The 5043-nt window shown below is 62.8% G+C and carries 3 protein-coding genes; 2 read left to right on the top strand and 1 reads right to left on the bottom strand.

Annotated features, from left to right (window positions below):
- Positions 1-43 precede the first annotated feature (43 nt).
- Positions 44-628: a Fe-S biogenesis protein NfuA gene (gene nfuA / locus ACE04F_RS17610; RefSeq protein ID WP_003182850.1), complete on the bottom strand. Its 585-nt coding sequence runs from the start codon at positions 626-628 to the stop codon at positions 44-46.
- Between the two features lie 336 nt (positions 629-964).
- Between nfuA and metH the strand changes: the two genes are divergently transcribed.
- Both metH and ACE04F_RS17600 read left to right on the top strand, forming a co-directional pair.
- Positions 965-4675 carry a methionine synthase gene (metH, locus tag ACE04F_RS17605; protein WP_486108666.1) on the top strand — a complete coding sequence of 1237 codons (3711 nt, stop codon included), beginning with the start codon at positions 965-967 and terminating at the stop codon, positions 4673-4675.
- A gap of 96 nt (positions 4676-4771) precedes the next feature.
- Positions 4772-4990: a DUF2970 domain-containing protein gene (locus ACE04F_RS17600; RefSeq protein ID WP_486108664.1), complete on the top strand. Its 219-nt coding sequence runs from the start codon at positions 4772-4774 to the stop codon at positions 4988-4990.
- The last annotated feature ends 53 nt before the right edge of the window (positions 4991-5043 follow it).

Raw genomic sequence — 5043 nt, 5'->3', positions numbered from 1 at the left:
CCCCCCCCCCCCGCCACAGTGTTCTGCGCGCAGCAAGCATCTGTCAGTAGTAGGCGTTTTCTTTCTGCGTGTGGTCGGTCACGTCGCGTACGCCCTTGAGTTCCGGGATGCGTTCGAGCAAGGTGCGCTCGATGCCTTCCTTCAAGGTCACGTCGGCCTGGCCGCAGCCCTGGCAACCGCCGCCGAACTGAAGCACGGCGATGCCGTCTTCGACCACGTCGATCAGCGACACCTGGCCGCCGTGGCTGGCCAGCCCCGGGTTGATCTCGGTTTGCAGGTAATAGTTGATGCGCTCGTTGACCGGGCTGTCGGCGTTGACCATCGGTACCTTGGCGTTCGGCGCCTTGATGGTCAGCTGGCCGCCCATGCGGTCGGTGGCGTAGTCGACCACCGCATCGTCCAGGAACGCTTCGCTGAACGAGTCGATGTAGGCGGTGAAGCTCTTGAGCCCCAGCGCAGTGTCTTCGGGTTTTTCTTCTCCCGGCTTGCAGTAGGCAATGCACGTCTCTGCGTACTGGGTGCCGGGCTGGGTGATGAAGATGCGGATCCCGATACCCGGGGTGTTCTGCTTGGACAGCAGGTCGGCCAGGTAATCGTGGGCGGCATCGGTAATGGTAATGGCGGTCATGGAAACTCCTCGCAGGCTTGCCGGCAGTTTACGCCAATCATCGCGCCGGACAAAGTCCCAGTATTTTTGTCAGGAAAGCAGCCGACCGCGCAAGGGCGCGAAGCAGCAACTGCCGGGCGAGGTCGCGCTTGATCCGCGCCATCTTCGCTGCGCTCAAGCCGCAGGTGATGTGGGTCTGTTCACGACCCCCCCTGCACCGGCCAGAGCCGGTAATGGATCGGGCCGGCACCGCTCGCAAACGTGAGCGAAATTCATGCAAAAGCCCCGCGTGATCAAATCCTGCACAGGTTTGCTATCATTCCGGCCTTCGTAATGGTCTTTTTTCCAGGTAGTCCTATGTCTGATCGCAGCGCTCGCCTTTATCTTCTCCAGCAAGCCCTCAAGGAACGCATCCTGATCCTCGACGGCGGCATGGGCACGATGATCCAGAGCTACAAGCTGGAAGAGCAGGACTACCGCGGCAAGCGTTTTGCCGATTGGCCGAGCGACGTCAAGGGCAACAACGATTTGCTGGTGCTCAGCCGCCCGGACGTGATCGGCGCCATTGAAAAAGCCTACCTGGATGCTGGCGCCGACATCCTTGAAACCAATACCTTCAACGCCACCCAGGTGTCCCAGGCCGACTACGGCATGCAGGGCCTGGCCTACGAGCTGAACCTGGAAGGCGCGCGCCTGGCCCGCAAGGTGGCCGACGCCAAGACCCTCGAAACCCCGGACAAGCCGCGCTTCGTCGCTGGCGTGCTCGGCCCGACCAGCCGCACCTGCTCGCTGTCCCCGGACGTGAACAACCCCGGCTACCGCAACGTGACCTTCGACGAGTTGGTGGAGAATTACACCGAAGCCACCAAGGGCCTGATCGAAGGCGGCGCCGACCTCATCCTGATCGAGACCATTTTCGACACGCTCAATGCCAAGGCCGCGATCTTCGCCGTGCAAGGCGTCTATGAAGAGCTGGGCATCGAGCTGCCGATCATGATTTCCGGTACCATCACCGACGCCTCCGGCCGCACCCTCTCCGGCCAGACCACCGAAGCCTTCTGGAACTCGGTGGCCCACGCCAAGCCGATCTCCGTCGGCCTGAACTGTGCCCTCGGCGCCAGCGAACTGCGCCCGTACCTGGAAGAACTGTCGAACAAGGCCAGCACCCATGTGTCGGCGCACCCCAACGCCGGCCTGCCCAACGAATTCGGTGAATACGACGAGCTGCCGGTGGACACCGCCAAGGTCATCGAAGAATTCGCCCAGAGCGGCTTCCTCAATATCGTCGGCGGTTGCTGCGGCACCACCCCGGCGCACATCGAAGCCATCGCCAAGGCTGTGGCCGGCTATGCGCCGCGGCCGATTCCGGAGATTCCCCGGGCCTGCCGCCTGTCGGGCCTGGAACCGTTCACCATCGATCGCAGCTCGTTGTTCGTCAACGTCGGCGAGCGGACCAACATCACCGGCTCCGCCAAATTCGCCCGGCTGATCCGCGAAGACAACTACACCGAAGCCCTGGAAGTGGCGCTGCAACAAGTCGAGGCCGGCGCCCAGGTGATCGACATCAACATGGACGAGGGCATGCTCGATTCGAAGAAGGCCATGGTGACCTTCCTCAATCTGATTGCCGGTGAACCGGACATCTCCCGCGTGCCGATCATGATCGACTCCTCCAAGTGGGAAGTCATCGAAGCGGGTCTCAAGTGCATCCAGGGCAAGGGCATCGTCAACTCCATCAGCATGAAGGAAGGCGTCGAGCAGTTCATCCACCACGCCAAGCTGTGCAAGCGCTACGGCGCCGCCGTGGTGGTGATGGCGTTCGACGAAGCCGGCCAGGCCGATACCGAGGCGCGCAAGAAGGAAATCTGCAAGCGCTCCTACGATATCCTGGTCAACGAGGTTGGCTTCCCGCCGGAAGACATCATCTTCGACCCGAACATCTTCGCCGTCGCCACCGGTATCGAAGAGCACAACAACTATGCCGTGGACTTCATCAACGCCTGCGCCTACATCCGCGACGAACTGCCCTACGCGCTGACGTCCGGTGGCGTGTCCAACGTGTCGTTCTCGTTCCGTGGCAACAACCCGGTGCGCGAGGCGATCCACTCGGTGTTCCTGCTGCACGCGATCCGCGCAGGCCTGACCATGGGCATCGTCAACGCCGGCCAGCTGGAGATCTACGACCAGATCCCGGTGGAACTGCGCGATGCCGTGGAAGACGTGATCCTCAACCGCACCCCCGAAGGCACCGACGCCCTCCTCGCCATCGCCGACAAGTACAAGGGCGACGGCAGCGTCAAGGAAGCGGAAACCGAGGAATGGCGCGGCTGGGAAGTGAACAAGCGCCTGGAGCACGCGCTGGTCAAGGGCATTACCACCCACATCGTCGAGGACACCGAGGAATCGCGGTTGTCATTCGCCCGGCCGATCGAGGTCATCGAAGGCCCGCTGATGGCCGGCATGAACATCGTCGGCGACCTGTTTGGCGCCGGCAAGATGTTCCTGCCCCAGGTGGTCAAGTCTGCCCGCGTGATGAAGCAGGCCGTGGCGCATCTGATCCCGTTCATCGAAGCGGAAAAAGGCGACAAGCCAGAGGCCAAGGGCAAGATCCTGATGGCGACGGTCAAGGGCGACGTCCACGACATCGGTAAGAACATTGTCGGCGTCGTGTTGGGGTGCAACGGCTATGACATCGTCGATCTGGGTGTGATGGTTCCGGCGGAAAAGATCCTCCAGGTGGCCAAGGACGAGAAGTGCGACATCATCGGCCTGTCCGGCCTGATCACGCCGTCCCTGGACGAAATGGTGCATGTTGCGCGGGAGATGCAGCGCCAGGATTTCCACCTGCCGCTGATGATCGGCGGCGCCACGACCTCCAAGGCCCACACGGCGGTGAAGATCGAGCCCAAGTACAGCAATGACGCAGTGATCTATGTCACCGACGCCTCCCGCGCCGTGGGCGTGGCAACGCAGTTGCTGTCCAAGGAGCTCAAGCCGGCGTTCGTCGAGAAGACCCGCCTGGACTACATCGACGTGCGCGAGCGCACCTCCAACCGCAGCGCCCGCACCGAGCGCCTGAGTTATCCGGCGGCCGTGGCGAAGAAGCCGCAGTTCGACTGGAGCAGCTACCAGCCGGTCAAGCCGACTTTCACCGGCGCACGGGTGCTGGACGATATCGACCTGAACGTCCTGGCCGAGTACATCGACTGGACGCCGTTTTTCATTTCCTGGGACCTGGCCGGCAAATACCCACGCATCCTCACCGACGAAGTCGTCGGCGAAGCGGCCACCGCACTGTACGCCGATGCCCGGGCGATGCTGCGCAAGCTGATCGACGAGAAGCTCATCAGCGCGCGCGCGGTGTTCGGCTTCTGGCCGGCGAACCAAGTGCATGACGACGACCTGGAAGTCTACGACGATCAAGGCAAGCCACTGGCGCGCCTGCATCACCTGCGCCAGCAGATCATCAAGACCGACGGCAAGCCGAACTTCTCCCTGGCCGACTTCGTCGCACCCAAGGACAGCGGCGTGACCGACTACGTCGGTGGCTTCATCACCACCGCCGGCATCGGTGCCGAAGAAGTCGCCAAGGCCTACCAGAACGCCGGCGACGACTACAACTCGATCATGGTCAAGGCCCTGGCCGACCGCCTGGCCGAAGCCTGCGCCGAATGGCTGCACCAGCAGGTGCGCAAGGAGTATTGGGGCTATGCCAAGGATGAGCGCCTGGACAACGAGGCGCTGATCAAGGAGCAATACACCGGCATCCGCCCTGCCCCGGGTTACCCGGCCTGCCCGGATCACACCGAGAAAGCCACCCTGTTCCGCCTGCTCGACCCCGAGGCCAGCGAACTGAAAGCCGGGCGCAGCGGCGTGTTCCTCACCGAACACTACGCGATGTTCCCGGCGGCGGCGGTCAGCGGCTGGTACTTCGCCCATCCCCAGGCGCAGTATTTCGCCGTGGGCAAGATCGACAAGGACCAGGTGCAGAGCTACACCGCGCGCAAGGGCCAGGACCTGAGCGTGACCGAACGCTGGCTGGCGCCGAACCTGGGCTACGACAACTGATCAGGCGCCTCTGAAAAGATCGCAGCCGAGGCGCGCTGCGATCTTTTCCCTGGGGTTGTCTATGCTTGTCCTGAACCCATGGCAGACGAGGGATTTATGGACGATCCAGTCGACGACAAGCCGCCGACCCTGTTGCAGATGATGCACAGCGTGCTGGCCGCCGCTTTCGGCGTGCAGAGCGGCAAGAACCGCGCCCGGGATTTCACCCACGGCAAGCCGAGTCACTTCGTGATACTGGGCATCGCGTTCACGGTGATTTTCGCCTTGACGCTGTTTGGCATCGTCAAGCTGGTGGTGCATCTGGCGGGGTTGTAGAGATATCTAATGGCACCCCGACACCCTGTGGGGGGGGGGGGGGGGGGGGGGGG

The organism is Pseudomonas sp. AGC41, from assembly GCF_057334555.1.
This window is presented reverse-complemented; position numbering and strand designations above follow the sequence as displayed.

Excerpts from the sequence above, each read along its gene's own strand:
- nfuA (WP_003182850.1), bottom strand. The coding sequence starts at position 628 with ATGACCGCCATTACCATTACCGATGCCGCCCACGATTACCTGGCCGAC.
- metH (WP_486108666.1), top strand. The coding sequence starts at position 965 with ATGTCTGATCGCAGCGCTCGCCTTTATCTTCTCCAGCAAGCCCTCAAG.
- ACE04F_RS17600 (WP_486108664.1), top strand. The coding sequence starts at position 4,772 with ATGGACGATCCAGTCGACGACAAGCCGCCGACCCTGTTGCAGATGATG.